This window comes from Mesorhizobium sp. M1078 (genome assembly GCF_040318615.1).
Classification (GTDB): domain Bacteria; phylum Pseudomonadota; class Alphaproteobacteria; order Rhizobiales; family Rhizobiaceae; genus Mesorhizobium.
Window position 1 is genome coordinate 15184 of record NZ_JAMYMP010000042.1, and the last position, 26768, is coordinate 41951.

Genomic DNA, 26768 nt, shown 5'->3' on the forward strand with positions numbered 1-26768 from the left:
CCGCAATTGACTCCTGACGCAAACCGCGTAAAAGCCGGCATCGAACGGGATCATTTTCGATGCGCGGCCTTCTGATGGCTCTTCTTGCATTCGACTTCCCCGGCCACAATCATGGGGCCGGGCGCGTTGGCGCGTCTAACCGTTCCAGCAAAACTATGGCCAAAACCACCACCAAAACGGTGTGATTCCCTTGGCCTAACCACCCTCTCCCGGGTCCGGCCCGGGGGACAAAACCCGCATTGGCCGGCGGTTTTCTCCAAAAACCAAGCGGAGAGGGACAGGAGATTTCTGATGAGTTTCAAAGTTGCGGTAGTCGGCGCCACGGGCAATGTGGGGCGCGAAATGCTCAACATACTGGAAGAGCGCGGCTTTCCGGTAAGCGAAGTCGTGGCGCTGGCCTCGCGGCGCAGCCAGGGCACCGAAGTGTCGTTCGGCGACCGTTCGCTGAAGGTCAAGACGCTCGACCAGTATGATTTTTCCGACACCGACATCTGCATCATGTCGGCCGGCGGCAACGTCTCCAAGGAGTGGTCGCCGAAGATCGGCAAGCAGGGCTGCGTCGTCATCGATAACTCGTCGGCCTTCCGCTACGACCAGGACGTGCCGCTGATCGTGCCGGAAGTGAACCCGGATGCGATCTCGCTGTTCACCCGCAAGAACATCATCGCCAATCCGAACTGCTCGACGGCGCAGCTGGTCGTGGCGCTGAAGCCGCTGCACGATGTCGCCACCATCAAGCGCGTCGTCGTCGCCACCTATCAATCGGTATCGGGCGCCGGCAAGGAAGGCATGGACGAACTCTTTACACAGACCCGCGCGGTGTTCGTCGCCGATGGCGTCGAGGTCAAGAAGTTCACCAAGCGCATCGCCTTCAACGTCATTCCGCACATCGACGTCTTCCTCGACGACGGCTCGACCAAGGAAGAGTGGAAGATGGTCGCCGAGACCAAGAAGATGCTCGACCCCAAGATCAAGCTGACGGCGACCTGTGTGCGCGTGCCGGTGTTCATCGGCCATTCCGAAGCCGTCAACATCGAGTTCGAAAAGCCGATCACCGCCGACGAGGCGCGCGATATCCTGCGCGAAGCGCCGGGCTGCCAGGTCTTGGACAAGCGCGAGGATGGCGGCTACATCACGCCGCTGGAATCGGCCGGCGAGGACGCCACCTTCATCTCGCGCATCCGCGAGGATTCGACCATCGACAACGGCCTGTCGATGTGGATCGTCTCCGACAATCTGCGCAAGGGCGCGGCGCTCAACGCGGTGCAGATCGCCGAGCTTCTGGTCGAGCGCGGCCTGATCCAGCCGAAGAAGAAGGCGGCCTGACGGCTGGTTTGTTTTCGCTCACGGGGTTCGGCCTTCGGCCGATTCCGTTTATCGCTCACGGGCCGTATCGCCGCTGCCGCGGCTGGCCCTCCGCGGGGAAAGCCGGCGGCCCGTAGTCGCGGGCTCGGCCTTCGGCCGAAGTCTTCCTTCTCCCCGTTCACGGGGAGAAGGTCCCGGCAGGGGGATGAGGGCAGCGCTGACCTCTGTTGAGAAACGCCTTTGAACGATCCCACCAAAATCGTGCTGCGCCCCGCCACGGCTTTGGATGCCGCGACCATCGCCATTGTCATGCGGGCCGCACTTGGCTCGTTCTCCTGGATGCCGGTCATCCACACGCCGGATGAGGATCTTGCCTTCATCCGCGAGATCGTGCTGTCCCGGCAGCAGGTGACGGTCGCCGAGGCCGGCACCGGCATTGTCGGCTTCATTGCCCTGAGCGGCGATTGGGTGGAACAGCTCTATCTCGACCCCGCCTGGACGGGGCAAGGCATCGGCAGCCGGCTGCTGGTGCAAGCGACCGCCGCGCTACGGATCGTTAAACTGCATTGCTTCCAGGCCAACACCGGCGCGCGTCGCTTCTACGAGCGCCATGGCTTTCGCCCCGAGGCGTTCGGCGCGGGCACCACCAACGAAGAAGGCCTGCCGGATATTCTCTACGTGCGTCGAGCTTGATATTCAGCCGGCGTTATCCTTGGCCAGTTGGCGCAATAACTCCATCGCTTCCTCGGCCCGCTCAGCGGGCACGAACAGATGGTCATGATAGAAAGCAGAGACCGGATTGACGCCCATGCCGGCGGCGGCCAGCCGGGCGGTGATGGCGGCGAGGAAGCCGACGGCTTCCAGCGAGGAGTGGACGTTCAGGGTGATCATGCGGCAGCGGAAGGCGGACTGCAGCCTGGCGGCCTGGTCTTCGGGCAAGATCAGCGTCGTGCCCTCCTTCTCGCGAAACAGCATCACCGGATTGAGCGTCTCGGGAACCGGTGCACCGGGGACCAGGGTGGCGAAGACATGGATGCCGGGAAGCAGTTCCGGCGTCATCGCCGCCAGCAGCTTTTTCAGATCAGTCTCGCCGGCCATTCGCTCGTCTCTCGCCCAGCCCTATCAATAGCTGTGACTGGTGGATGTCGATAGTCCGTCAAGGTCGAGGGACAGCACCCCCCTCTGCCCTGCCGGGCATCTCTCCCGCAAGGAGGGAGATCGGCGGTTTCGATGCTCCGCTCATTCATGGAACATTGCCGAAGCGGTCGAGCGTGTAATCTCCCCCCTTGCGGGGGAGATGGCCGGCGGGCCAGAGGGGGGTGTGAAGGATCGCCACGCAGCGGCTTTTGCTTGCTGCTACCCAAAAAGAATCCGCACCCTGTAGGATCGCCGCCCCATCGCTCGTCCTTGGTCCGAAGCCAGCAAACGGCTCGAACCGCTTAGGAGGGAACACCGTGAGTATTTCTCAAACCATGCCCGTCTCGTCGGGCGCCCTGTGGACCGGCCGCGTGCTCAGCGGCCTCATCATCCTGTTCATGATCTTCGACGGCGTCATCAAGCTGCCGCCGCTCGATGTCGTCACCCAGACCATGGTGCCGCTCGGCTGGCCGGCCGATGTCAATGTCGCGCGCACGCTCGGCATTATCGGGCTGATCTCGACCGCGCTCTATGCGCTGCCCCGCACCTCGGTGCTCGGCGCCATCCTGCTCACCGGCTATCTCGGCGGCGCCATCGCCACAAACATGCGCGTCGGCAGCCCGTTGTTTTCGCACACGCTGTTTAGCGTCTATCTCGGCATCATCCTGTGGGGCGGTCTCTATCTGCGCGACCCAAGCGTGCGCGCCCTGATCCCGTTCAGCCGTTAAGCGAGGAGAAAAACATGCTCAGCACCATTCTCATCATCCTGGTCGTCATCATCGTCGCCGTGCTCATCTATGCGGCGACGAGGTCGAATGATTTCGTCACCGCCCGCACCGCCAGCATCAAGGCCGCGCCGGAAGCGATCTTTCCGCTGATCAACAATTTCAAGCACTGGCCGGAGTGGTCACCCTACGAAAAGCTCGACCCCGAGATGAAGCGCACGCTGTCGGGCGCTGATGCCGGCAAGGGCGCCGCCTACGCCTGGGAAGGCAATGCCAAGGCCGGCAAGGGACGCATGGAGATCGTCAATTCCGTGCCATCCTCGCTGGTGTCGCTGAAGCTCGACTTCGAGAAGCCGTTCCGGGCCAACAACAGCGTCGACTTCACCCTGAAGCCCTCGGGCGACACCACCGCAGTCACCTGGGCTATGCGCGGCAGCCGGCCCTTCATTGCCAAGCTTTTGGGCCTCTTCATGAATTTCGATACTCTGATCGGCAAGGATTTCGAGGCTGGCCTCGCCAATCTGAAGAAGGCCACTGAAAGGTAAAACGTCCTGCATTTCAACAAGCTCGGCGCGCGCACCGGGATCTCTCACGTCTTCGGGATCAAATCAGCTGTCTGGGAGTTAGAGCCGTGGCGGCGAGGACGGCGATCCGCGTGAGAGAGGAAAGACAATGAAAAAAGCGATGATCATTCTGGTACTGGCGACCGCACTGGGTGCGTGCTCGCAAACCGAAAAGGGTGCCGCGGTCGGCGGTCTCGGCGGCGCGGCGGTTGGCGCAGCTGTGGCAAATGATCCGGTTCAGGGCGCCGTCGTCGGCGGCGCCGTCGGCGCCGTAGCCGGCGCGCTGATCGGCCGTGCCAGCGAAAGCGGTCAATGTCGCTACCGCGGCCGCAACGGGCGCACCTATATCGCCAGCTGCCCCGACGGTTATTGAACGCAGCCAGGTCCAACATCGGAAACCGGCGGCTATAGATCGCCGGTTTCGCTGTTGCCCAAGGCAGCTGGACCATGGCTGCCTGCGCTACAGCAATCCCCGGATATGCTCCCAAGCCAGGCGGCCCAGGCGCGTGTCGGCGTCGTCATTGCCGCCATGGGCATGCAGCCTCGAGCGCGGCGTGATTTCGCCCGGCAGCAGAATGCGGTGGCCGGCGTCGGGCACTGAGACGAGGCAGGTGGTCATTGCGGTGTCCTGGCGACGCCGAACGATCGACTGGGCAAAATCCAGCGATGGCCATAGCGCGTCGTCGCCGCCCGCAACCAGAACAATGTCGCCTGAAATAGCTTCGACGGGAATGGCAGCCTTGGCCGCTGCGTCCTTGAAGGTTTGCAAGGCACGTAGGAAGAGCCCCCGGTAGGACACCAGACCATCGACATACTCAGCGTTCCAAGCGGGATTGCTTGGGACAAACGGCAAAGGAATCCCCTCGAGCGTCCACGACGATCGTTCCGGCCAGCTGACGCCGTCGCGGCCCGGCCCGATATTGCCCCAGACCACCGATGTCGGGCTGATCGCAACCACGAGGCCGATGCGTGGATCGTGAGCCGCCGCAAGCAGGGAGGCCTCGGCGCCTTTCGAGGTCCCGACATAGACGATGCGCCGGCATCCCATCTGGACAAGATAGTCGGTCGCCGCGAAAAACGTTTCGAGCGGGATCTCGCAAATGCCGGGCACCTGAACTTCGCCGTCAAACCATTGCAGCGCGAGAGCGGATGCTCCTTCCTTGGCAAAGAGCCGGGCGCGGGTGACGTCGATGCGGCCGCTCGATCCGCTGAGCACGACGACGCCTGTCGTGGCGCCGGCGCATCGCAACAGCGTTCCGGCTACGCCGCCGAAAAGGGTCTCTTCCGTGACGGTCCGCTCAGTCATCTTTCGTTCGAACGCATATGACATCGCCGCACATTAGCAAAACGGCGGGCACAGGCCCGCCGTTTTGTCGATGCGATGACGCGATGCTTATTCGGCGGTGGCGGCTTCCGCTTCGGCCGGGGCTGCAGCAGCGGCGGCAACGGCGGCGGCAGCGTCTTCCTGGGCCTTCTTCAGCAGAGAGGCGCGTTCCTGCGCCTTCTTGCCGGGCTCGGCCTTCTTCGGGTTGGAGCGGGCTTCGCGCTTGAGGAGGCCGGCCTCATCGAGGAAGCGCAGCACGCGGTCGGTCGGCTGAGCGCCGTGCGACAGCCAATGCTTGACGCGGTCGGCGTCGACCTTGACGCGCTCGCCGTCCTTGGGCAGCAGCGGGTTCCACGAGCCGATCGACTCGATGAACCGGCCGTCGCGCGGCGAACGGGCGTCGGCAATGACGACGTGGTAGTAAGGGCGCTTCTTCGAGCCCGCACGGGCCAGTCTGATCTTCAAGGGCATTTCATTTCTCCTAAATTTCTGATTTCAGTGTTGGGTTAATGGCTTTGTCTGGTGCAGGTCGTTGTCCCAAAACCGCTGCGCACTTTTGGGCGACATGCACTTTGTTAGCCGGTTTTGCTTGCGCCGTTGGACGCGGCGATCTGCTCGTGATGGCGGATCACTTCGCGGACGACGAAGTTGAGGAATTTTTCCGCGAAATCGGGGTCGAGATGAGCGTCCTTCGCCAGCTGGCGAAGGCGGGTGATCTGCTCCTGCTCGCGCGCCGGGTCGGCGGGCGGCAGGCCATGCGCGGCCTTGAGCACGCCGACCGCCTTGGTGCAGCGGAAGCGCTCGGCCAGCATATGAATGAGGGCGGCGTCGATGTTGTCGATCGAGGCGCGATAGCCGGCCAGGATGGTGCGTGCGTCGGCCATGTCTTTTTCTTCGTTCATAGCGTCCTCACTTCTTCTTTCCGAGGCCGGGCAGACCACCGCCGCCAAGGCCGGGAAGCTTCATGCCGCCGGGCAGACCGGGCAGGCCACCGCCGCTCGGGGTGGGCGGGCCCTTCATGCCGCCAAGGCCGGGCATCTGCTTCTGCAAGGCTTCGAGCTGCTTGGGATCCATCTTGGAGAGGTCGGGCATGCCGCCACCCATCATGCCGCCGGGGCCACCCGGCATCATGCCGCCGAGGCCCATCTTGGAGGCAAGACCGCCCATCATGCCGCGCATCAGGCCGCCGCCTTTGCCCTTGCCGCCCATCGCCTTCATCATGTCGGCCATGCCGCGATGCATTTTCAAGAGCTTGTTGATCTCGGCCGCATCCGTGCCTGAGCCGGCGGCGATGCGCTTCTTGCGCGAATGTTTCAGCATGTCCGGATTGGCGCGCTCGGCCTTGGTCATCGACGAGATGATGGCGAGTTGGCGGCCGAACATCTTGTCGTCGAGGCCGGCGGCCGCCATCTGGTCCTTCATTTTGCCCATGCCGGGCATCATGCCCATGATGCCGCCCATGCCGCCCATTTTCGACATCTGCTGAAGCTGGCCGGCAAGGTCGTTCAGGTCGAACTTGCCCGACTGCATCTTTTTGGCCATCGCCGCCGCCTGCTCGGCGTCGATGTTTTCGGCGGCCTTTTCGACCAGCGAGACGATGTCGCCCATGCCGAGGATGCGGTCTGCAATACGCTTGGGGTGGAATTCCTCCAGCCCGTCCATCTTTTCGCCGGTGCCGATCAGCTTGATCGGCTTGCCGGTGACGGCGCGCATCGAAAGCGCGGCACCGCCACGGCCATCGCCGTCCATGCGGGTCAGCACCAGGCCGGTGATGCCGACGCGCTCGTCGAAGCTTTTGGCAAGGTTGACGGCGTCCTGGCCGGTCAGCGAATCCGCGACCAGCAGGATTTCGTGCGGGCTCGACACCTTCTTGATGTCGGCCATCTCCACCATCAGCGGCTCGTCAATATGGGTGCGGCCGGCGGTGTCGAGGATGACGACGTCATGACCGCCGAGCTTGGCTGCCTGGACGGCGCGCCTGGCGATGTCGACCGGGTTCTGGCCCGCAATGACAGGCAGCGTCGCGACTTTGACCTGCTCGCCGAGCTGGCGCAGCTGCTCTTGTGCCGCGGGCCGCCGCGTGTCGAGCGAGGCCATCAGAACCTTCTTGTTCTGGCGCTCGGTCAACCGCTTGGCGATCTTGGCCGAGCTCGTCGTCTTGCCGGAGCCCTGCAGGCCGACCATCATGATGACGACCGGCGCCGGCGCATTGAGGTCGATGGCGACGCCCTCGGCGCCGAGCATGTCGACCAGCTCGTCATGGACGATCTTGACGACCATCTGCCCGGGCTTGATCGACTTGACGACAGCCGCGCCGACGGCCTTCTCGCGCACCTTGTCGGTGAAGGAACGCACCACTTCCAGCGCAACGTCCGCCTCGAGCAGCGCACGGCGCACCTCGCGCAGTGCGGCCGAGACATCAGCCTCCGACAGCGCGCCGCGGCCTGTCAGGCCGTTCAGGATGGAGCCAAGGCGCTCCTGAAGTGATTCAAACATTGGTCAACCCGCCGCGCGAGAGCGCCTTGGATTCATGGTGATCCCTGTCGGGCCGATGGCCCTCCACGCCTCTTGTGCGCTCCTGCAGCGATTCAAACATTCCGTTTCCTTTTTCTCAGGCACCCCGATGGTGCCCGAGAGGTAGTGCGTTCGCGCCGCTCATCCAAGCAAAGCTCAAAACCAAAAAGCACCCGGGGGCGCTCAGCGCTGCCGGGTGTTGGCCTCCAGGATCTGTTTACAGCACCCACCTCAAAAGGTTTTGGCGTCCTGGTCGGCTTGCTCGGAGGGATACTCGTCGCGGATTTCGGGGCTGTAGACAGGAAATCGGCCGAAGAGTCAAGACAAGGGCGGCTTGCCGGTCTCTGGATCGGTCCCTGTTTAGTTCACCCTGCATCCCGAGGGTCGGCCGTAACCTTCAGCGGCGAGCGCGGGTGCAGAAGCAGCAGGATCGTCAGCAAGGTGCAGACGATACCGATGGCGGCGATGATGACGGCATCCGTCGTCGTCCAGTCCGGACCTTCCAGCGGCTTGGCGTTGAACAGGGCGAAGGAATTGTAGTTCTCCTGATGCGAGATCAGCAGGAAGCCGGTGAGATTGTTGCCGAGATGGGCGCCGAAGGCGGCGCCGAGATTGCCGTGACATAAACCACCAGCGTCAACAGCAAGGCGAAGGCGGCGATCGAGGCCAGCACGCAGGCGTTGATGGCGGGGCTCGAGCCCGGGCTCCAATGCAAGGAGGTGAACAGCAAAGCGGGCAATAGCGCCCACACGTAAGGGCTCTCGAAGCGCTTGGCCAGGCCGCGCAGCAGATAGCCGCGAAACAGCATCTCCTCGGGACGAGGTCTGCAGCAGGGTCAGCGCCACGATCGGGAGCAGGAACAGCAGCCAGGTCGACAGGTTGATCGTGCCGCGGGCGATTTCGGGCTGTAGCCAGTAGAGCAGGATTTCGGAAAGCGCCGATGTGATCAGCACCGCAACTAGGCCCTTGAGGAAGCCCGACAAGGACACGCGGCGACTGGCGCCGAAAAGCGCCGAGAGCGGCTCGCCATGGACGAAACGCATGGCAAGCCAGAGGCCGAGCCAGATGCCGGTAAACGAGGTGAGTGCGGTGAGTATGCCGATGGGCGAGGCCAGAAAACCCTGAAGCGGCCCGCGCGGATCGTCCGGCAATACATGCCAGACGATCGCGACATAGGTGCCGCCAAGCACCACAACCAGGGTGATCGCCACCCAGAACAGGACGACGACTGCCGTTCCAATTATCAGCCGCGGCAGGTTCGTCTTTTCGGTGGCCGTGTTGCTATAGCGCTCGAAGGCGGCTGAATCTGATATCACGCGAGTTCCTCTGCCGAACGCATCGGGTCGCATGATCTAGGGGATCGTCGGCTCTCGCGCAATTGCTGCTGTTCAGCGACCCTTTTGCCGCCCTCAGCCTCGGCAGGAGGGCGGCACGAGTTCACTTGTCATTCTTTCCAGGCAAAATCAGCGCACGACGTACATGATGCGCCGTGTCTGCGGGTCGACCAGCGCCCTGCTGGCCATTCACATAGACGTAGCGGTAGCGGTAGTCGGGGATTTCGCGCAGTTCGACCGTGTCGGGCAAGGTGGCACCGGTCACCACCTCGCCCTCGAGATAGACAGGATCGAGCCGGTGCGTGCTGACATAGGTGCCGACTTCTGCCGGTGGCCTGTCGATGGCGTCGACGGGGCCGTCGTCGGACAGAATCGCACCGGTATAGGTATCGGGATAATCATCCTGCGGCGGTGTAACCACGGTGATGGCGGCGTTGGCGGGGCGGCGTGTCAGAACGACCCGGTTGCCGCCGAAATCGGCCGTGACATAGTCGGAATAGACCCAGCCCTGGCCTCCGGCTTCGGCAATGGTGCACCATTTGCTGTTTTCGATGCAGCCATTGAGCGTCGCCGACTGGCCGGCGGCGAGCACGCCGATCACAGGATATTGCGGGCCGGGGCCGGCGCGCACATTAAGATCGGTGACGGCCGAGACGGCGGTATCGGCAAGTGCCGCACCCGACATCGCGACAAGCGCCCCGGCGACGGCCGGAAACAATATGCGTCTCATGGTTTCTCTCCCTTTCATGGTCCCTCGCGACACCAAACGAAACCAGAACGCATGCGTTCCGGCTAAAATACCGACGCCAGCTCACGATTTGTTCCGGTTTCTTTCGGCAAACCGGTCAAAAGCTCATGCACGAAGCTGAGTTTCTGCGCCGTCACGTCCGAAATGACGAAGGGATAGAGGTCGGGCAGGCCCATGCAGCGGTTGATCGAGTTTGAGGCTTCCGAGAGTACCAGCCAGCGGGCGAGAATCTTTCCGAACGGCTCGGGCACGGCGTTGGGTTCCGCGGGCGCCGCCTGCAACCGGCCGCCGGTGTCGCCTTGCGGCAGCACATTGGTCTCCATCGTCTCAAGCTGGCCGAGTGGAAAATTCAGCGCGTGCACCATCTCCAGCGTGTCGGTGATGTGGAGATGGTGCGCCCAGGTCTCGGCCCAGTCTTCCCATGGATGCGACGTCGCATAGGCGGAGATGTGGTTCTGCTGCCAGTCGGGCGCAGCGCCATTAGCGTAATAGGCCTTCAGCGCCTGCTCGTAGTCGGGGCGTTCGTCGCCGAACAGCGCCCGGAAGGCATCGAGCCGTTGCGGCTCGTCGCGGATCAGCCGGTCCCAGTAGTAATGGCCAAGCTCATGACGGAAATGACCGAGCAGCGTGCGGTAATTTTCGCCCATCTCGACGCGACGCCGCTCGCGCTCGGCCGAGTCCGCCTCGGCGACGTTGAGCGTGATCAGGCCGTTGTCGTGGCCGGTAAGGATGCGTTCGCCGCCGGGACCGCCGCCGATCGGATCGGCAATGAAGTCGAAGGCGAGGCCGATTTCGTCGCCGTGCTTGTGCTTGGGCGCGACCGGAAGGCCGAAGGCGAGCAGCGAATAGACGGCGCGCTTCTTGGCCGCCTCGACGCGAATCCAGCGGCGGCGGTTGCCGTCGACGGAGAGGTCGGGGATCAGCTGGTTCAGCAAGCAGGCGCGGCAGTAGGTATGGCCCGGTTCGGCCATCCAGTTGCAGGCGCATTCATCCGCATTGGTGCAGTGGAAGATGCCGTCGACGTCAGACAAGGCAAAGCGCGCATGCTCGGGATCGTAAAGCACGAGACTCCCGCAATTCAGGCACTGCGCATTCTCGAAGTAGAGGCGGTGGCCGCAATGCGGGCAGTCGAACAGTTTCATGTCGTTCTCGATGCGTCAGGCGTTGGCGTATGGCGTCAGAGGAGGAATATGGTGCGGAGCGGCGCCTCGCCCAAACGCCCGCCACGGGCCGCCGTTCCATGCCCCCGTCACCTCTTTTTACCCGAGCAGCGAATTCGCCTGCCCGGCGCCGGGCGTTTCGGCCACAATAAGCACTTGATCGTAAGCAAATTCCGCTGCATTGGCCAGGGTAGCGCCGGGGGTACGGTGACAATGGCGCGTTTCGCTGGCAAGTTCGCAACCGGGACGTGATTCAGGCAATCAGGAGAGAAAGCATGGCATTGCTTGCCAAGGGAAAGATTATTGCTGCCGCGGTGGTCGCGGTACTCGCGCTGGCGACGGGCGCGCAGGCGGCGGCCAGCTGCGGCAAGACCGGCGCGGGCTTCGAAGCGTGGAAGCAGGACTTTGCCGCGCAGGCCAGGTCCGAAGGTGTTGGTGGGAAGGGTCTGGCTGCTCTGGCCGGTGCCAGCTACGCGACAAAGACAATCTCCGTCGACCGCGCCATCCACAAGGCGTTCAGCGGTTCGGTGGACGCCTTCATGAAGCGCCGTGGCGGAGCTGCGATCATTTCCAGGGGCCGTGCGCTGAAGAAGTCGAATGCGGCGATGTTCGACAGGATCGAGAGCAATTACGGCGTGTCGCCGGGCGTGTTGCTGGCCATCTGGGGCATGGAAACCGGCTTCGGAGCCTCCCTTGGCAACCAGAACACCGTCTCCGCAATTCTGACGCTTGCCTATGATTGCCGTCGCCCGGGGTTCTTTTACCCGCACGCCATTGCGGCGCTGAAGCTGGTCGATCGCGGCGCGCTCAGCGCCTCGTCGGTCGGCGCTGCGCATGGCGAGATCGGCCATACGCAGTTCCTGCCCGGCAATGTCCTGAAGTATGGCGTCGGCAACGGAAATCTGCGCGACAAGGCGACGGCCTTGGCTTCGACGGCCAACTTTCTCAAGGCTCATGGCTGGCGGGCGGGTGCGAGCGCGAGTGCGAATATGGGGGCCATCGCCGGCTGGAATTCCGCCAGCGTCTACCAGCAGGCCATCGCCCAGATCGCCGACGCGATCGACGGCAGCTGAACGATAATCTTCATTCGACATGAAAGCCCGGCCAACGCCGGGCTTTTTTGTTGGTGCATGGCCATGCGAATAATCAAGAGCCCGGCGTTAGCCCCTCTTGGCAGTCTCCGCCGGGTTTTCCTGGAATAGTAGTTGGGCTCAACCCTTGCGGATGCGCGCGGCCAGCGTCCTCAGCCGCAGCGCGTTGAGGCGGATGAAGCCGGCGGCGTCCTTCTGGTCGTAGGCGCCGCGGTCATCCTCGAAAGTGACCAGCGCGTCGGAATAGAGCGTCTTCTTCGACTTCCGGCCGGTGACCATGACATTGCCCTTGTAGAGTTTCAGGCGCACCGTGCCTTCGACGTCCTCCTGGCTCTTGTCGATCATCGCCTGCAGCATCAGCCGCTCGGGCGAGAACCAGAAGCCGTTGTAGATCAGCTCGGCGTAGCGCGGCATGAACTCGTCCTTGAGGTGGCCGGCGCCGCGGTCGAGCGTGATCGATTCGATGGCGCGGTGGGCGACGATCAGGATGGTGCCGCCGGGGGTCTCGTAGACGCCGCGCGATTTCATGCCGACGAAGCGGTTCTCGACCAGGTCTAACCGGCCGATGCCATTGTCGCGGCCAAGATCGTTAAGCGCCGTCAGCATGGCGGCCGGCGACAGCTTCTTGCCGTTCAGTGCAATCGGATCGCCCTTCAAAAATTCGATCTCGATCTCGGTGACCTTGTCCGGCGCCTCCATCGGCGAGACGGTGCGCTGATGGACGAATTCCGGCGGCTCGCTCCACGGGTCTTCCAGCACCTTGCCCTCGGAAGAGGAGTGCAGAAGGTTGGCGTCGACCGAGAACGGCGCCTCCCCCCGCTTGTCCTTGGCCACCGGGATCTGGTGCTGCTCGGCGAAGTTGATCAGGTCGGTGCGCGACTTGAACGACCAGTCGCGCCACGGCGCGATAACCTTGATGTCGGGATTCAGCGCATAGGCCGACAGCTCGAAACGCACCTGGTCGTTGCCCTTGCCGGTGGCGCCATGCGCAATAGCATCGGCGCCGACCTCCTGGGCGATCTCGACCAGGTGTTTGGAGATCAGCGGCCGGGCGATCGAGGTGCCGAGCAGGTAGGTGCCTTCATAGACGGCATTGGCGCGAAACATCGGGAAGACGAAGTCGGCGACGAATTCCTCGCGGACATCGACGACGCGGATATCCTTGATGCCCATCATCTCGGCCTTCTTGCGCGCCGGCTCCAACTCGCCACCCTGGCCGAGATCGGCGGTGAAGGTGACGACTTCGGCGCCGAGCTCGGTCTGCAGCCATTTCAGGATGATGGAGGTGTCGAGACCGCCGGAATAGGCGAGCACGACCTTCTTGACGTCTTTTGTCTTGGGCATTGCTGGGGACATTTTGGCGGTTCCGCGATGAGTTTCGGGGGCGAGGTATCACGGCATTTCCGGCCAGCGCAAGGGATGAACGGGCTCCGGCCGCCGCAGCCGCTGGACCAGATGCCACGCCAGTCAGTTGCTGGCGTGAGCCGGGAGGCTGCGTTATAGACCGACGATCATTCGCCAGGGCCCACCGATGTCCTTCATTCCCGACACCACCACGCTGATCCAGTTCGCCATCGCCACCATGATCCTGGCGATCACGCCGGGGCCGGATATGACGCTGTTCGTCTCGCGCACACTGAGCCAGGGCCGCGCCGCCGGCTTTGCCTCGCTGGCGGGTGCTCTGTTCGGCACGCTGATCCATACAACTTTGGTGGCGGTCGGCATCTCGGCGCTGATCGTCGCCTCGCCGATGGCCTTCCTGGTGCTGAAAATCTTCGGCGCCGCCTATCTGGTGTTCCTGGCCTGGCAGGCGATGACCAAGGGCTCGGCGTTTTCACCGCAGAAGAAGAACGGGCCGCAGATTTCGCTGTTCCGCAGCTGGGCCGCCGGACTCGGCGTCAATTTGCTCAACCCGAAGATCATCCTGTTCTTCATGACGTTTCTGCCGCAGTTCGTCTCGGCTCACGATCCGAACGCGCCGGGAAAACTGTTCTCCCTCGGCCTCATGTTCATCGTGCTGTCAATCCCTGTGACGGCGCCGATGGTGTTTGCCGCGGAAAGGTTTTCGGCGGCGATGAAGGCCAGCCCGCGCGTAACGCGGGTCGTCGACTATCTCTTTGCCGGTGTGTTTTCGGCCTTCGCGCTCAAGATCCTGACCGCTCAGGCGAAGTAGCGGCCTGCCACCAGCTTCCGGCCCAGCGGCCGGCGCTTAGCCAGTAGAAGATGCCACCGACCATGCCGCAGCCGATCACGGCGGCGATGGCGCGGGGCTCAGTGACGTCGAAATTGATGTCGGCATTCTGGTGGACGAAGCCGAGGAACACCGCGGCCACGATGCCGCCCGCAAGCGCATAGAACAGCCAGTCGCGGCGGCTGAGTATCTCCGAGATCAGGATGACGATGGCTGCCGGCATGAAAGCAAAATAGGCGACGAACAGCGCCACGAAGGGGATTGAAAAATAAAGCGAAGCCGTCGCCGTCGGGTGCGCATGTTCCGGCGCGTAGCCGAGCGAAGCCAGGAACAGGACGTTGAGAAAGGCGCTCGCCGCCAGCGAGGCGACGACATAGCCGAACAGGATCGCGGCGAAGCGGACGATATAGGCGATGAGGCGGCTCACGCCTCGCCGTGCCCCGCAATCATCATGGCTTCCAGTGCCAGGCGGTCGACCTTGCGCATGCGTTCGGAGTCCGATTTGAGCTGGCCGCAGGCGGCGAGGATGTCGCGGCCGCGCGGGGTGCGGATCGGCGAGGCATAGCCGGCATTGTTGATGTAGTCGGCAAACTTCTCGATCGTCTCCCAGTCCGAGCACTGGTAGTTGGTGCCCGGCCACGGGTTGAACGGGATCAAATTGATCTTGGCCGGAATGCCCTTGAGCAGCTTGATCAGGCCCTTGGCGTCCTCGATGGAATCGTTGACGTCCTTCAGCATCACATATTCGAAGGTGATGCGCCTGGCATTGGACAGGCCCGGGTAGGCGCGGCAGGCCTCGATCAGTTCCTTCAGCGGATACTTCTTGTTGATCGGCACAAGCAGGTCGCGCAGATCGTCATTGGTGGCGTGCAGCGAGATCGCCAGCATGACGCCGATCTCCTCGCCGGCGCGGAAGATCTCGGGCACGACGCCGGAGGTCGACAGCGTGATGCGGCGCTTCGACAGCGAAAGCCCATCACCGTCGGAGGCGATCAGCAGCGCCTTCTTCACGGCTTCAAAATTGTAGAGCGGCTCGCCCATGCCCATCATGACGACGTTGGAAACTTTGCGGCCCTCGGCCGGGACGATGGCGCCGTCGGGTGTGTCGCGGTCGGGGAAATCGCCGAGCCGGTCGCGGGCGGTGAGCAATTGCGCCAGGATCTCTTCCGCCGTCAAATTGCGCACCAGCTTCTGCGTGCCGGTGTGGCAGAACGAACAGGTCAGCGTGCAGCCGACCTGCGAGGAGATGCAGAGCGTGCCGCGGCCTTCTTCGGGGATGTAGACGGTCTCGATCTCGACGGGACGGCCGGCACCGCGCGGCGGAAAGCGGAACAGCCACTTGCGCGTGCCGTCGGAGGAAATCTGCTCCTCGACGATTTCGGGCCGGGCGACGGTAAAATGCTTGTCGAGTTCGGCGCGCAGATCCTTGGAGATGTTGAACATGCCGGCAAAATCGGAGACGCCGCGCACATACATCCAGTGCCAGAGCTGCTGGGCGCGCATTTTCGCCTGGCGCTCGGGCACGATGCCGGCACTGACAAGGGCTTCACCGAGCTCGGTCCGGGTCAGGCCGATCAGCGACGGCTTCTCGGGCGTGGCGCGAGTGCGCAACGCGTCGCGTGCGCCCTCATTGGTGAGATCGAAGGAAAGGGTCATATCAGCGCCAATATAAGCGAATTGCGGCCGATTTCATCCATCGTGCCGAAAGAAGCGCGGCGCATAGCACAGGTTGCGGCGAGAGTCATGCGGCGGGAACCGCGCTAGCCTACTTGCACTTGGCGATCGACGTCAGCGCGGCCGAGATGCCTTTCAGCGAAAACACATAGGTCGTCGGATTGCCGCGGCCAGACTTCGCCGAGACCTTCATGTCGGTGCCAGTCTTCATGGCGGCGATCAGCACAGGCTCTTCGGCGGCGTTCTCGACCCAGGCCGACTTGCCGCGGGTGAACATCGAGAACGTCTTCTTGTCGATGGTGACGGTGGCCTTGGAGCCTTCCTGGAATGTGTAGCCGGCGATGAATTGCGGCTCGTAGGACACTTGCTGGCCCGGGCGCTGGCTGACGAAGAAGAACATGTCGCCGTGATCGAGCGTCGGCGGCTGCTTGTCGGTCGGCACGGTGAGCACATAGCAGACCTTGCCGCCCTGCGCCTGGTAGCTGTAGGTGCCCCAGGCATTGTGCTGGCCGATCTTGGTCGCCTGCTGCGCCAGCGCCGGCGCGGCAAAGGCCACCAGGACCAGGCTCGAGACTAGTGCAATCAATCCGCGCATCGCTTTTCCCGTATTCCAAATGGTGCGGGGCAGGCCGGCTTGGCGTCCTGCCCGTCGCTTCATTTTGATTTAATCTGGGTTACCAAACGGTGAATTTCCCTTGGAAAAGGACATTCACCCATGGAAACCACCGCCATTTCCGCGCCGCTTCTTGAAAAAACGGCTTTCGCAATGTCCCTGCGGCGACTTGGAGGCCACGAAAGCGGCAAGAGTTTGACTTTTCGAACGGCCGCAGCGGAACCCGAAGCCAAGCCGCTATCGTCCTGTTTGAGCGGAGGATTTCTTCTGAACCCAGTTGCCAACGACGCCGATTCAGCTCTTGTCGGCGATCGCCTCCTTGGCGGCCTTGCGGTGCGCAGGGGTGATATGGGCGCTTACCGCGGAGATCGCGGCGGTCAGCACGGCGATGTCGTCGGTGAAGCCGAGGCCGAAGACGAAATCGGGTATGACATCGACCGGCAGCACGAAATAGCCAAGCGCTGCCAGCAATATGCCCTTGGCACGCAAAGGCGTCTTCCTGTCGAGCGCGCAATAATAGCCGGCGACGACCTCTTCCATGAACGGAATCTGCCGGGCGGCCTTCTTGGCCGTGCGCCAGAATTTGGCGCGCACTTCACTCTCGTCGCCGAGCTTGCTGCCGAAGCCGAAGAAATCAAAACCGGGCTGCTGCGCCATCAATCCTCTCCTTGCCGGCCGTCGCGCTACGCGTTGCGCGCGGCCGCCACGGAAAATGTGGTGAAAGTCCCGGTCCACTGCAAGAGGATGGCGCCGATTTGGCGTTGCCGCCCTAGCGTTCAGCCGCCTGCATACCCATTCATCTTCTTGGCCAGCGCGATGTCGAGCGCGGTGACACCGCCGGCATCATGGGTGTTGAGCGTCACGTCGACAGTCTTGTAGACGTTCGACCAGTCGGGATGATGGTCCATCTTCTCGGCGGCCAGCGCGACGCGGGTCATGAAAGCGAAGGCTTCGGAAAAATTCTTGAAGACAAAGCTGCGCTTGATAGAGGCGCCATCGGCTGCCTGCGACCAGCCAGGCAGTTCGGCCAGTGCGGCGGCGATGGCGTCCTTGCTGAGTTTCTCTCTCTTCATGATGATTTCCCGTGCTATCCCAGATATCGACCCTCACCATAATGCAAGTCGCCCAAAAGTCCTTTGCGTTTTGGGCTTCCAAATGCACGAACGGCGCATATCGAATGAGCGTAAAGCCGATAAATTCCATACTCTTCGTCTGCCTCGGCAACATCTGCCGTTCACCCCTGGCCGAAGGCGTGTTTCGCGCCGTGCTGGCGGAGCGCGGCCGCGACATGGTGCTGGACGATATTGTGCTGGACTCTGCGGCGACCGGCGGCTGGAACCTCGGCGAAGCGCCCGACCCGCGCTCGATCGCGATTGCGGCCCGCCACGGCATCGACATATCAGGGCAGCGGGCACGCAAGGTCAGGCCGGGGGATTTTTCGCGCTTCGACCTGATCCTCGGCATGGATCGGCAGAATGTCCGCGACCTCAAGGCGTTGGCGCCGGCCGGTGGGCGCGAACGTATTCATCTCTTGGCAGAGTTTGCGCAGGGCAAAACCCGCGACGTGCCGGATCCCTATTATGACGGGGCCGAAGCGTTCGCTTCGGTCTACCGCATGATCCGCGAAGCGTCGGAGGCGCTGGCGACGAGATTGGTGGCGCGGGCGTCGACGCCGGAGAGCGGCCACGCCTCCTCGACAATGTAGGGACCGCCGCCGACCGAATCGCGCGACGACATCAGCACGAAGCGGCCGACGCGAAACGGTAGCGTCGCAAAATTGCCGCGCGCCGACAGGTACTGGGCGACGTCGAGCGGGCTCGAATTGCGCAAGCGTGCCAGCGTAACATGCGGGGTGAACTTGCGCGGGTCGGCGGGCAGGCCGAGCCGCTGGCAGATGCGGTCGATTTCGCTCTGCAGCGCCGAAAGGTCGGGCGAGGCGAAGACGCCGGCCCAGACGGCGTGCGGCTTCTTCTGGCCGAAAGCGCCAACTCCGGACAGGGTGAGCGAGAAGGATGGGCGGTGCACCCGGTCGAGCGCGTTGGCGATTTCGTCGGCGATATGGCCTTCGACGTCGCCGATGAAGCGCAGCGTCAGATGGTAGTTTTCGACATCGATCCAGCGGGCTCCGGGCAGGCCGCCCCTGAGCAGGGACAGCGAAAGAGCGGCGTCACGCGGTATTTCGAGGGCGGTGAAAAGACGCGGCATGGTGAGCCTCCCTTCCTCGAATCGAACTGTGCCCCTAGCGAATCATCGATAGTCAAACGGGGCAAGTGGTTTGTTGGTTGCAGGCATTTTTACGAACAGGCGCCTCCAAGCGATGAATAAGCACTATTGCCGTGCCGCTTCGGCGCTTGCATTACCCAGATGCTGCATATGCTCTTCGAGCGCAGCATGAATGACTCGGGTCATCGGCAGCCCGGTCTTTTGTTTCAAAGTTCGCGCGAGGCGAACGCCGCGTTATTCTCGTCAGGCCGGCGTTCAACCGCCACCCTGAACTGCCGCAACAGCCTTCTCCACGGCGGGCAGGATGCGCTCGACCATCACTGCGACGCCCTTCGGATTGGGATGCAGGCCGTCCTCCAACTGCAGGCCGGACTGTCCGGCGACGCCATCGAGAAAGAACGGATAGAGCGGCACATCGTATTTCGCGGCCAGCTTTGGATAGATCGCATCGAAGGCGTTCTGGTAGTCGGCGCCGAGATTGGGAGCGGCGCGCATGCCGGCCAAAAGCACCGCGATCTTGCGCGCTTTCAGCTTCGCCAGCATGTCGTCCAGGTTCTTTTCCGTGATGCTGGGCGAGACGCCGCGCAGCATGTCGTTGGCGCCGAGTTCGAGGATAACCAGCCTTGTACCATCCGGTACCGACCAGTCAAGCCGTGCCAAGCCGCCGCTCGAGGTGTCGCCTGAAACGCCGGCGTTGGCTACGGTGACGTCATGGCCTTTGGCCCGCAGCGCAGCTTGCAATTTGTCGGTAAAGCCATCGCCAGGCCCGAGGCCGAAACCGGCCATCAGGCTGTCGCCGAACCCGACGATGGTGAACGTCTCGGCGCGAACCGACGAAATGGCGCCGCAAAGGGTGACGAAAAGGACGAGCCCTGCGGCATTCAAGCGTTTGAAAGACATGTGGCAGGCCCCATATACCCGAGGAATTCTTCCGGCGGCGGCTTCCGGCAAGCAGAGCCTTCATCCTGATATAGGACGCTTTAATTGTGACAGAAGCCGTCATCGCGCTGAAAGACATATCCCTGACCCTGGGCCAAGGGGCTTCGTCGGTGCATGTGCTGAAAGGCGTCAGCCTTGACGTGACGCGCGGCGAGGCGACCGGCATTGTCGGCCCTTCGGGTTCCGGCAAGTCGACCTTGCTGATGGTGCTTGCCGGGCTGGAGCAGGTCGATTCGGGGACGGTGCGGATCGCCGGCGAATTGCTGAACGGCAAAAGCGAGGACGAGATCGCATCGTTTCGGGGCCGAAACATCGGCATCGTCTTCCAGTCGTTCCATCTCATTCCCAACATGACGGCGCTCGAAAATGTCGCGGTGCCGCTGGAACTGGCCGGCCATGCCGATCCGTTCGGTGTCGCGGCGCGCGAGCTGGCAGCGGTGGGCTTGAGCGACCGCGTCACCCACTATCCGGGCGAGCTGTCCGGCGGCGAACAGCAGCGCGTGGCGATCGCCCGCGCGCTGGCGCCGTCGCCGCGCATTCTCATCGCCGACGAGCCGACCGGCAATCTCGACCAGGCGACGGGGCGGCAGGTTGCCGACCTTTTGTTCGCCAAGGCGGCCGAGCGCGGCATGACCTTGGTGCTGGTCACGCACGATCCGGCCCTTGCGGCGCGCTGCTCGCGCCAGGTGTCGATGCGCTCGGGCCGCATCGAGGATGCGCCGGTAGCGCAGGTCAAGGTGCCGGCCTGATGCCACTGTCGCAGACGCTGAAGCTCGCGTTCCGCTTCTCGCTGCGCGAGATGCGCGGCGGGTTGTCGGGTTTCCTGATCTTCCTTGCCTGCATTGCGCTCGGCGTCGCTGCAATCGGCGGGGTCAATTCGGTGGCGCAGGCGATCACCGCAGGCGTTGCAGACCAGGGCCAGACGCTGCTTGGCGGCGACTTGCGCTTCCAGCTCAACCAGCGCGATGCGACGCCAGCCGAAAGCACCTTCCTCGACCGCCTCGGCACTGTGTCGCACAGCGCCAATATGCGCTCGATGGCGCGGCTGGATGACGGCTCCGACCAGGCGTTGGTTGAGGCCAAGGCCGTCGACGACGCCTATCCGCTCTATGGCGCGCTCGATACCGCGCCGCAGCTTGGCAGAAAGGATTTGTTCGACGAGAAATCAGGCGTCTTTGGCGCCGCCGCGCCCGACCTGTTGTTCGACCGGCTGAATGTGAAGATCGGTGACCGGCTGAAGGTCGGCAGCGCGACATTCGAATTGCGGGCCAGGCTGGTGAGCGAACCGGATGCGGTGTCGGACGGTTTCGGCTTCGCGCCACGGCTGATGGTCTCGACCGCGGGGCTTGCCGCGTCCGGCCTGATCCAGCCGGGCAGCCTGGTCGAGAATGCCTACAAGGTTCGGCTGCCGGCCGGCGCCAGCGAGGCCGATCTCAAGGCCATCCAGGATCGGGCGGCGAGCGATTTCCCTGAAGCCGGCTGGTCGATCCGCACGCGTTCCAATGCGGCGCCGGCGCTGTCGGCCAACATCGAGCGCTTCTCGCAATTCCTGACGCTGGTCGGGCTGACGGCGCTGGTGGTCGGCGGCGTCGGCGTTGCCAATGCGGTGCGCGCCTATCTCGACGGCAAGCGCGGCGTCATCGCCACCTTCAAGAGCCTTGGCGCCTCGGGCGGCTTCGTCTTCACCGTCTATCTCGTGCAAATCCTAATGATCGCCGGCCTCGGCATCGCGCTTGGCCTCATCCTCGGCGCCGCCATGCCGTTTGCAGCCAGCGCTGCGCTCCAGTCGGTCATTCCGGTGCCGGCCGAGGGCGGCTTCTATCCCGGTGCGCTGGCTCTTGCCGCGCTGTTCGGGCTGCTGGTGACGCTTGCCTTCGCGCTGTTGCCGCTCGGCCGCGCCCGCGATGTGCCGGCGACCGCGCTGTTTCGCGAAATGGGTTTTGAGGGCCGCGGCTTTCCACGCCTGCCCTATCTTGCCACGGCGGTCGGCATCGCGCTCGCTTTGGCGGCTTTGGCCATCCTGTTTTCCGGCGACCGGCGCATCGCCACGATCTTCGTCGGCGCGACGGTCTTTGCCTTTCTGGTGTTGCGCCTGGTCGGTGCGCTGGTGCAGTGGGTGGCGCGCAAAAGCCCGCATGCGCGCTCGGTCGCGCTTCGGCTCGCCATCGGCAACATCCACCGGCCCGGCGCGCTGACGCCGTCCGTCGTGCTGTCGCTGGGCCTCGGCCTAACGCTTTTGGTGACGCTGGCGCTGATCGACGGCAATCTCAGGCAGCAGATCTCCGGCAGTCTGCCGGAACGGGCGCCGAATTTCTTCTTCGTCGACATCCAGAATAGCGAGGTCGATGCCTTCTCGACATTGATCGGCAAAGAGGCGCCGAAGGGAACGCTGGTCAAGGTGCCGATGCTGCGCGGCCGGGTGATGGCGCTGAACGGCGTTAGTGTCGACAAGGCCAATGTGCCATCGGAAGGCGCCTGGGTGCTGCGCGGCGATCGCGGCCTGACCTACGACGCCAAACAGCCGGCCAATGCGACACTGACCGAAGGCAGCTGGTGGCCGGAGAATTACAGCGGCGAACCGCTGGTTTCGTTCTCCAACGATGAAGGCAAGGCGCTCGGCTTGAAGCTTGGCGATACCGTCACCGTCAATGTGCTCGGACGCAATGTAGCGGCCAGGATCGCCAATTTCCGAGAGGTGCAATGGGAGACGATGGGCATCAACTTCGTCATGGTGTTCTCGCCTAACACTTTTGCAGGCGCGCCCCATGGCTGGCTGGCGACGCTGACCGAAAAGGATGCCACGGCCGCAGAGGATGCCCGTCTGCTCAACGCCGTCACCCGCGCCTTCCCGGCGGTGACGACAGTTCGGGTCAAGGACGCGCTCGACGTCGTCAACCGGCTGGTCGGCCAGCTCGGCACGGCGATCCGGGCCGCGGCCGGCGTGGCGCTGATCGCTTCGGTGCTGGTGCTGGCCGGCGCGCTCGCCGCGGGAAATCGCGCCCGCATCCACGATGCCGTGGTGCTGAAGACGCTGGGCGCCACGAGGCGCACGCTGATCGCGGCGTTTTCGCTGGAATACATGCTGATCGGCCTGGCCACCGCGGTGTTTGCGTTGGCTGCCGGCGGCATCGCCGCCTGGTACATCGTTGCCCGCATCATGACGTTGCCGTCGCATTTCATGCCGGAGGTGGCAGTGGCGACCTTGGTGTTTGCGCTGGTGATCACGGTCGGCATCGGCCTTGCCGGCACCTGGCGGGTGCTCGGGCACAAGGCGGCGCCGGTGCTGCGCAACCTCTAGGCCCCAAACGGCAAGGTTGGCCGAATCTGCCGTTTCCGATTAAATCTTGGTAATGTGCAGTCATGGAAGCCCAAGAAAACCGGCTTCCGGAGATTCACCAAGCGTTGCAGCCCGTTACGGTCTTGTTCTTGACGTCAAGAACCATCATATTTCGCCACAGGCATGCTGGAGCCCCGCCAGCGGCGCCCAGGTCCGAAAGGGCCTGACACCGTACGGGGCAGAAGCAACAGAGGATTCCAATGGCTGAGCCCATTCGCAACTACCAGACTTCGGCCGTGCCGGGCGCGCGCGCCGACATCGACCAAGGCCTGCGCACTTACATGCTCAAGGTCTACAATTTGATGGGGCTTGGCCTCCTCATCACCGGCGTCGCCGCCTGGGGCGCTTTCCAGCTCGCCGTCACCGGCGACGGACAGCTGACCGCTTTCGGCACGCTGATCTATGCCAGCGCCTTCCGCTGGGTGGTCATCCTGGCTCCGCTCGCCGCCGTCTTCTTCCTGTCGTTCAGGATCCAGTCGATGAGCGTGGCCGCGGCGCAAACCACCTTCTGGGTCTATTCGGGCCTGGTCGGCCTGTCGCTGTCGACCATCTTCCTGGTCTACACCGGCGCCTCGATCACTCAGACCTTCTTTGCCACGGCGGCCGCCTTCGGCGCGCTGTCGCTCTACGGCTACACGACCAAGCGCGACCTTTCGGCGTTCGGCTCGTTCCTGGTCATGGGCGTGGTCGGCCTGGTGATCGCCATGCTGATCAACATCTTCCTGCAATCGTCGGCGCTCGGCTTCGCCATCTCGGCGATCGGCGTGCTGATCTTCGCCGGGCTCACCGCCTATGACACGCAGACCATCAAGGAAATGTACTACGAAGGCGATCAGGCCGACGTTGCCGGCCGCAAGGCGATCATGGGCGCGTTGAGGCTATATCTCGACTTCATCAACCTGTTCATGTTCCTGCTGCAGTTCATGGGCGATCGCCGCTAGGCGGTCTTCCCATCAGGCAACTGGACCAGCTGATATCAAGAGGGCGGCCAACGGCCGCCCTTTTCTTTTGTGCCGGCCTTTGCTGTCATGGAGGCAGATGAATCGTCTGCATAAATCATGAGCACTATTTCCATCCGCGCGGCCTTGGAAGGCGACCTCGGCCGAATCACCGAGATCTACGGCGATGCCGTGACGCATGGCACCGCGAGCTATGAGCTGGAGCCGCCCAGCCGCACTGAGATGGGTGGGCGCTTCGACAGCCTGACGGCGGGGGGCTTTCCCTATCTGGTGGCGGAACGAGATGGCGCGCTGCTCGGCTACGCCTATGCCGGCGCGTTCCGGCCGCGCCCGGCCTACCGCTTCATCGTAGAGGATTCCGTCTATGTCGCGCCTGATGCGAAGGGCCAGGGCGTCGGGCTGCTGCTGATGCAGGCGCTGATTGAAGCCTGCCGTATGGCGGGCTTTCGCCAGATCGTCGCGGTGATCGGCGACGGCCATCCAGACAGCGCCTCGGTGCGGCTGCATGAAAAGCTCGGCTTTCGCCATTCCGGTCGCCTGGAAGGCTCCGGCTACAAGTATGGGCGCTGGCTTGACACGGTGTTCATGCAGCTGTCGCTGAATGGCGGCGTAACGGTTCCGCCCGATCCGCATTCGCTGCCGGAGCGGAAGTTTCGTGAGAGCCTGAGGAGGGGGAATTGAGGAGTTGAAGAACTGAAGAATTGAGGATTTGAATAGCTGAGAACAAACCCGGCGGTATTTCGACCGTTACATCCTCTTTTTTCAATTCTTCAGGTCTTCAATTCCCCAATTCTCAATTAGGCCTGGACAATCTTCAGCTTAGCATCGAAGACGTTGAGCACGCGACCGAGTTCTTGGCCGCGCTTGAGGATTCGGCCGCCGGCGGCGATGACGGCGAAGGCGCCTTGCCGGCGTGCCAGTTTCGGATCCTTGACGATCTGGAACAGCGGCACTTCGCTGGCCCGGCGGAAGACTGAAAACACAGCCCGATCAGACAGATGATCGATGGCATAGTCGCGCCATTCGTTGGCGGCGACCATGCGTCCGTACAGCCTCAGGATCTCGTCGAGTTCACGCCGGTCGAAACGGACCGGCTGGTCGAGGCGTTCGCGTCGCGCCTCGTGCAGCGGGATCAATATTGCGGATGCGTCCCCATCCTCCGTCCCACCGCTGCGATCGGTCATCCCGCGATCCCTTTGAAAATGAATCTCGCTTGCAGAAGTTGGCGTGTTCGCCGTGGAATTGCAAGGCCCGGCTAACCATCCCGGGACTGCGCTGTTTTCGCAACGTCCAGTCACTTTTATAAAACGCGGTGTTTGAATTGGTGATGCCTCGCCACATTTCCGCCTTTTTTTATCCGCGCTCATGCCCCAATGTCCGACGAATTTACCGGCGTTGCCTGAGACGGTTCGGTCCGGCACCGGCTCGTAAACCCCAAGCCCCCCGCCCACGGGTCTGCGTCGGATCGAACCAACCTCGGACTTTCCTCAGGGAGAGACCGGGTGCGACGATCCCAAAACCTAAATGACCGACGTCAGAAGCAAGCTGACGTCGGTTTTTTTGTTTTTGGCTGCTTGAAGAATTTGCTGGAGGCTGCGGTGCCCAGTTTGCGGGCGCATCCCCTCACCCGGGTTGCCAGCCGAATTGCAACAGCAATTCGGGCCAATCCGACCTCCCCCGAGCGGAGAGGAGTTCGCGCCAGCGCTGATTCAGCCCCTTCTCCCCTCGGGGAGAAGGTGGCCGAGAGCGGCCGGATGAGGGGGCCTCTTAAGGCTTGTGAATAAACGCAGCGCCCAGAATAGGGCCCGGCAGGCCGTCCTTGCCGACCGACTGCAGCAGTACGGCGCAGCCGCCTTTCTTGGCGATCTCCGTCATCGGCAATTCGTAGCGCTGCGCCTTGCCGTGCCACATGCCGGCGGTCTGGATGCCGGTGACGGCGTTCCAGTAGGTCATGCTGCGGCCGGTGTTCTCGCCCTTGGCGATGGTCACCGTCTGCGGTGGTTGGAAATAGACGATGACGACATGGGCGTCGCTGGGGCCGCTACCGGCGTCGCCGGCATCGATCATGACGCGATCGCTGGTGCGGCTGACCTTGACGCTGACCCGCATGCCTTCACCGGATTTCTCCATGCGGGCAAGCGCGCCGTCGACCTCCTTGCGGCTGGCGCCGTTGACATGGCTGCGACCATTGATGACGGCTTGCGGCGTGTAGACGGAGCGGGTGCCGAAGGCGCGCATATAGTCATATTGCCGGTCGGTATTGTCCTTGCTGCTCAGCGTGTCCTGCCAGCCGAGATAGTCCCAGTAATTGACGTGGTAGGCGAGCGCGACGACGTTGTCCTTGGCCGCCAGCTCGGCAAAGAACGCGTCCGCCGGCGGGCAGGAATTGCAGCCCTGGCTGGTGAACAGCTCGACCACGCCCAAGGGCCTGTCAATCTGCGGTTTGTCGGTCTGGGTCGTTCCCGATTCCTCGGCGAACCCGGTCCCGGCAAGCGCCGAGAAGGCCAGCGCAAAAGCCGCAAGCCGCAGAGGGTGTCGAGGTGCCATGATCGTTCCGATTCCCGCCGGTGACGCCGGCCTTGTTCTGGTTGCCCAGATTTGTGGCAGAAGCGACAGTCAACGGGAAGTCACGTTGCGGTGAAATTTTTGCTGCCGCAACCATGGGTATGGCCATCACAGGGGGAGCACTTCACCGCCCGGTTCGATCGGGAGCATGGCATCAGGAGCGTGGGGCAGATCTTGCTGAGCCCAGCCGGTTTTTACTCCTGTCGGACAGGGCGGGGCTTCGATCGGGTCGGGCAATGCTTGGGAGTAGGGAGTAGGGAGTAGGGAGTAGGGAGTAGGGAGTAGGGAGTAGGGAGTAGGGAGTAGGGAGTCGGGAGTATGGAGTAGGTAGTAGGGAGTAGGGAGACTGTCTCGTTTAGTCTTGAC

At 63.2% G+C, this 26768-nt stretch carries 29 protein-coding genes and 1 pseudogene; 12 read left to right on the forward strand and 18 right to left on the reverse strand.

The window, feature by feature from the left end; translation table 11 throughout:
• Positions 1-291 precede the first annotated feature (291 nt).
• Positions 292-1326: an aspartate-semialdehyde dehydrogenase gene (locus tag NKH38_RS29665; protein ID WP_023671698.1), complete on the forward strand. Its 1035-nt coding sequence runs from the start codon at positions 292-294 to the stop codon at positions 1324-1326.
• A 219-nt stretch (positions 1327-1545) separates the two neighbouring features.
• A complete protein-coding gene (locus tag NKH38_RS29670; protein WP_023671699.1) occupies positions 1546-1998 on the forward strand; it encodes a GNAT family N-acetyltransferase in 453 nt (150 codons plus the stop codon).
• Positions 1999-2001: 3 nt separating this feature from the next.
• On the opposite strand, the gene NKH38_RS29675 is transcribed toward NKH38_RS29670, so the two are convergent.
• On the reverse strand, positions 2002-2403 hold the full coding sequence (locus NKH38_RS29675) for an ACT domain-containing protein (RefSeq protein ID WP_352764995.1): 402 nt from the start codon (positions 2401-2403) through the stop codon (positions 2002-2004).
• Between the two features lie 356 nt (positions 2404-2759).
• On the opposite strand from NKH38_RS29675, the gene NKH38_RS29680 reads away from it, so the two are divergent.
• The 3 genes from NKH38_RS29680 (at position 2760) to NKH38_RS29690 (ending at position 4103) form a co-directional block, all read left to right on the forward strand.
• Positions 2760-3170, forward strand: coding sequence for a DoxX family protein (locus NKH38_RS29680; protein WP_023687655.1), 411 nt, complete (start codon positions 2760-2762; stop codon positions 3168-3170).
• 14 nt (positions 3171-3184) lie between these two features.
• Positions 3185-3712, forward strand: a complete 528-nt coding sequence (locus NKH38_RS29685) for an SRPBCC family protein (protein WP_023805919.1) — start codon at positions 3185-3187, stop codon at positions 3710-3712.
• Positions 3713-3839: 127 nt separating this feature from the next.
• Positions 3840-4103, forward strand: coding sequence for a YMGG-like glycine zipper-containing protein (locus NKH38_RS29690; protein ID WP_023683830.1), 264 nt, complete (start codon positions 3840-3842; stop codon positions 4101-4103).
• Positions 4104-4190: 87 nt separating this feature from the next.
• Here the strand turns inward: NKH38_RS29690 and NKH38_RS29695 are convergent, their stop codons facing one another.
• The 7 genes and pseudogenes from NKH38_RS29695 to NKH38_RS29730 all read right to left on the reverse strand — a co-directional run bounded on the left by NKH38_RS29695 (position 4191) and on the right by NKH38_RS29730 (position 10792).
• Positions 4191-5036, reverse strand: coding sequence for an acyl-CoA thioester hydrolase/BAAT C-terminal domain-containing protein (locus NKH38_RS29695; protein WP_352764998.1), 846 nt, complete (start codon positions 5034-5036; stop codon positions 4191-4193).
• A gap of 87 nt (positions 5037-5123) precedes the next feature.
• The gene (gene rpsP, locus NKH38_RS29700; RefSeq protein WP_023671705.1) at positions 5124-5525 is read right to left on the reverse strand and encodes a 30S ribosomal protein S16; all 402 of its coding nucleotides are present in this window, start codon (positions 5523-5525) and stop codon (positions 5124-5126) included.
• Between the two features lie 104 nt (positions 5526-5629).
• Positions 5630-5956, reverse strand: coding sequence for a chorismate mutase (locus tag NKH38_RS29705; RefSeq protein ID WP_352904716.1), 327 nt, complete (start codon positions 5954-5956; stop codon positions 5630-5632).
• A 7-nt stretch (positions 5957-5963) separates the two neighbouring features.
• Positions 5964-7550: a signal recognition particle protein gene (gene ffh / locus NKH38_RS29710; RefSeq protein WP_352748072.1), complete on the reverse strand. Its 1587-nt coding sequence runs from the start codon at positions 7548-7550 to the stop codon at positions 5964-5966.
• A gap of 383 nt (positions 7551-7933) precedes the next feature.
• Entirely contained in the window at positions 7934-8884 is a 951-nt protein-coding gene (locus tag NKH38_RS33485) for a CPBP family intramembrane glutamic endopeptidase (protein WP_502896671.1), read from the reverse strand.
• Between the two features lie 147 nt (positions 8885-9031).
• Positions 9032-9632 (reverse strand): annotated as a pseudogene (locus tag NKH38_RS29725) (DUF1236 domain-containing protein).
• Between the two features lie 62 nt (positions 9633-9694).
• On the reverse strand, positions 9695-10792 hold the full coding sequence (locus tag NKH38_RS29730; protein WP_023710249.1) for a zinc-binding metallopeptidase family protein: 1098 nt from the start codon (positions 10790-10792) through the stop codon (positions 9695-9697).
• 293 nt (positions 10793-11085) lie between these two features.
• Here NKH38_RS29730 and NKH38_RS29735 point away from each other — a divergent pair, with 293 nt between their 5' ends.
• Positions 11086-11883: a lytic murein transglycosylase gene (locus tag NKH38_RS29735; protein WP_023694544.1), complete on the forward strand. Its 798-nt coding sequence runs from the start codon at positions 11086-11088 to the stop codon at positions 11881-11883.
• A gap of 138 nt (positions 11884-12021) precedes the next feature.
• Here the strand turns inward: NKH38_RS29735 and NKH38_RS29740 are convergent, their stop codons facing one another.
• A complete protein-coding gene (locus NKH38_RS29740; RefSeq protein WP_352765021.1) occupies positions 12022-13245 on the reverse strand; it encodes an argininosuccinate synthase in 1224 nt (407 codons plus the stop codon).
• 187 nt (positions 13246-13432) lie between these two features.
• Between NKH38_RS29740 and NKH38_RS29745 the strand changes: the two genes are divergently transcribed.
• Positions 13433-14074 (forward strand): LysE family translocator, encoded by a 642-nt coding sequence (locus tag NKH38_RS29745; protein ID WP_023706760.1) that lies wholly within the window; start codon positions 13433-13435, stop codon positions 14072-14074.
• Here the strand turns inward: NKH38_RS29745 and NKH38_RS29750 are convergent.
• From NKH38_RS29750 to NKH38_RS29770, 5 genes are all read right to left on the reverse strand, one after another.
• Entirely contained in the window at positions 14046-14519 is a 474-nt protein-coding gene (locus tag NKH38_RS29750; RefSeq protein ID WP_352765008.1) for a hypothetical protein, read from the reverse strand. The two genes, NKH38_RS29745 and NKH38_RS29750, sit on opposite strands and share 29 nt — an antisense overlap.
• Complete coding sequence (gene rlmN / locus NKH38_RS29755) at positions 14516-15748, reverse strand: dual-specificity RNA methyltransferase RlmN (RefSeq protein WP_352765010.1); 1233 nt, start codon at positions 15746-15748, stop codon at positions 14516-14518. The genes NKH38_RS29750 and rlmN overlap by 4 nt, the downstream gene beginning before the upstream one ends.
• A gap of 109 nt (positions 15749-15857) precedes the next feature.
• Positions 15858-16361, reverse strand: a complete 504-nt coding sequence (locus tag NKH38_RS29760; protein WP_023671718.1) for an invasion associated locus B family protein — start codon at positions 16359-16361, stop codon at positions 15858-15860.
• A 312-nt stretch (positions 16362-16673) separates the two neighbouring features.
• Positions 16674-17036: a YkvA family protein gene (locus NKH38_RS29765; protein ID WP_023687669.1), complete on the reverse strand. Its 363-nt coding sequence runs from the start codon at positions 17034-17036 to the stop codon at positions 16674-16676.
• A gap of 119 nt (positions 17037-17155) precedes the next feature.
• Positions 17156-17452: a 4a-hydroxytetrahydrobiopterin dehydratase gene (locus tag NKH38_RS29770; protein ID WP_023706758.1), complete on the reverse strand. Its 297-nt coding sequence runs from the start codon at positions 17450-17452 to the stop codon at positions 17156-17158.
• 104 nt (positions 17453-17556) lie between these two features.
• Between NKH38_RS29770 and NKH38_RS29775 the strand changes: the two genes are divergently transcribed.
• Positions 17557-18084, forward strand: a complete 528-nt coding sequence (locus tag NKH38_RS29775; protein WP_352656403.1) for a low molecular weight protein-tyrosine-phosphatase — start codon at positions 17557-17559, stop codon at positions 18082-18084.
• On the opposite strand, the gene thpR is transcribed toward NKH38_RS29775, so the two are convergent.
• Complete coding sequence (gene thpR, locus NKH38_RS29780; RefSeq protein ID WP_023671722.1) at positions 17988-18584, reverse strand: RNA 2',3'-cyclic phosphodiesterase; 597 nt, start codon at positions 18582-18584, stop codon at positions 17988-17990. The two genes, NKH38_RS29775 and thpR, sit on opposite strands and share 97 nt — an antisense overlap.
• A gap of 273 nt (positions 18585-18857) precedes the next feature.
• A complete protein-coding gene (locus NKH38_RS29785) occupies positions 18858-19502 on the reverse strand; it encodes an arylesterase (RefSeq protein ID WP_023687672.1) in 645 nt (214 codons plus the stop codon).
• Between the two features lie 86 nt (positions 19503-19588).
• Here NKH38_RS29785 and NKH38_RS29790 point away from each other — a divergent pair, with 86 nt between their 5' ends.
• The 4 genes from NKH38_RS29790 to NKH38_RS29805 all read left to right on the forward strand — a co-directional run bounded on the left by NKH38_RS29790 (position 19589) and on the right by NKH38_RS29805 (position 24518).
• Positions 19589-20290: an ABC transporter ATP-binding protein gene (locus tag NKH38_RS29790; protein WP_023687673.1), complete on the forward strand. Its 702-nt coding sequence runs from the start codon at positions 19589-19591 to the stop codon at positions 20288-20290.
• Positions 20290-22839, forward strand: coding sequence for an ABC transporter permease (locus NKH38_RS29795; protein ID WP_352765015.1), 2550 nt, complete (start codon positions 20290-20292; stop codon positions 22837-22839). The genes NKH38_RS29790 and NKH38_RS29795 overlap by 1 nt, the downstream gene beginning before the upstream one ends.
• A 239-nt stretch (positions 22840-23078) precedes the next feature.
• Positions 23079-23819, forward strand: coding sequence for a Bax inhibitor-1/YccA family protein (locus NKH38_RS29800; protein ID WP_023671726.1), 741 nt, complete (start codon positions 23079-23081; stop codon positions 23817-23819).
• A gap of 117 nt (positions 23820-23936) precedes the next feature.
• Positions 23937-24518, forward strand: a complete 582-nt coding sequence (locus NKH38_RS29805) for a GNAT family N-acetyltransferase (protein WP_352765017.1) — start codon at positions 23937-23939, stop codon at positions 24516-24518.
• Between the two features lie 116 nt (positions 24519-24634).
• Here NKH38_RS29805 and NKH38_RS29810 read toward each other — a convergent pair whose 3' ends face one another.
• On the reverse strand, positions 24635-25021 hold the full coding sequence (locus tag NKH38_RS29810; protein ID WP_023683844.1) for a DUF2794 domain-containing protein: 387 nt from the start codon (positions 25019-25021) through the stop codon (positions 24635-24637).
• A gap of 583 nt (positions 25022-25604) precedes the next feature.
• Positions 25605-26384, reverse strand: coding sequence for a DUF1223 domain-containing protein (locus tag NKH38_RS29815; RefSeq protein WP_352765019.1), 780 nt, complete (start codon positions 26382-26384; stop codon positions 25605-25607).
• Positions 26385-26768: the final 384 nt, after the last annotated feature.